The organism is Klebsiella sp. K-Nf6, from assembly GCF_002806655.1.
GTDB classification, from domain to species: domain Bacteria; phylum Pseudomonadota; class Gammaproteobacteria; order Enterobacterales; family Enterobacteriaceae; genus Klebsiella; species Klebsiella variicola.
In genome coordinates, this window is sequence record NZ_PIBN01000047.1 from 1 (window position 1) to 1,164 (window position 1,164).

Here is a 1,164-nt window from a genome sequence, read left to right on the forward strand (position 1 = left end):
GGCCTACATCGCCAGCACGTACTTGAGCATCACCCCGGCGGCGATCGCCGAGCCGATCACCCCGGCCACGTTCGGGCCCATGGCGTGCATCAGCAGGAAGTTCTGCCCGTCCGCTTCCAGACCCACCTTGTTCGACACCCTGGCCGCCATCGGCACCGCCGACACCCCGGCGGAACCAATCAGCGGGTTGATTTTGTGTTTACTGAACACATTCATCAGCTTCGCCATCAGCACCCCGGCGGCGGTCCCCACGCAGAAGGCGATCACCCCCAGCAGCAGAATGCCCAGCGTCTGCGGCTGCAGGAACTTGTCCGCCACCAGCTTGGCCCCCACCGACAGCCCGAGGAAGATGGTCACGATGTTGATCAGCGCGTTCTGCACCGTATCGCTCAGACGATCCACCACCCCGCTTTCGCGCATCAGGTTGCCGAAGCAGAACATCCCCAGCAGCGGCGCGGCGTCCGGCAGCAGGAGCGCCACCAGCAGCAACAGCACCGCCGGGAAGAGGATCTTCTCCCGCTTACTCACCGTGCGCAGCTGCACCATGCGGATCTTCCGCTCCTTATTCGTGGTCAGCGCCTTCATGATCGGCGGCTGGATCAGCGGCACCAGCGCCATGTAGGAGTAGGCCGCCACCGCGATGGCCCCCAGCAGCTCCGGTGCCAGTTTGCCCGACAGGTAAATCGCCGTCGGGCCGTCGGCGCCGCCGATGATGCCGATGGCCGCCGCCTGCGGCAGGGTGAACGAAATCAGGCCGAAGTAGTTCAGCGTCAGCGCCCCGAGCACGGTGGCGAAGATGCCGAACTGCGCCGCCGCCCCCAGCAGCAGGGTGCGCGGGTTGGCCAGCAGCGGGCCGAAGTCGGTCATTGCCCCGACGCCCATAAAGATCACCAGCGGCGCGATGCCCGAGCCAATCGCCACCTTATAGAAGATGGCCAGCACTCCGGCGGAGTAGCCCATGTCCACCGCGAGGCTCTCCATCTGCCCCTGCACCGACGGCAGGGCCAGCGCCAGTGCCTCCTTGATGGCGTGGACGTCCGGCGCGCAGTGGAGCTTCGTGGCAATCACCGCCAGCTGCGCCGGGTCGTGGTGGGCCAGCAGGTTTTCCAGCGCGCTCAGCGCCAGCCCGGCCTCCGGGATATTGGAGAGCAGGCCGCCGAAGCC

The 1,164-nt window shown here is 66.7% G+C and carries 1 protein-coding gene; it reads right to left on the bottom strand.

Annotated features, from left to right (window positions below; translation table 11 throughout):
• Positions 1-3: 3 nt before the first annotated feature.
• Positions 4-1,164, bottom strand: a 1,161-nt coding sequence (locus tag CWM61_RS28530; RefSeq protein WP_100632275.1) for an oxaloacetate decarboxylase subunit beta, incomplete at its 5' end; no start/stop codon positions are given.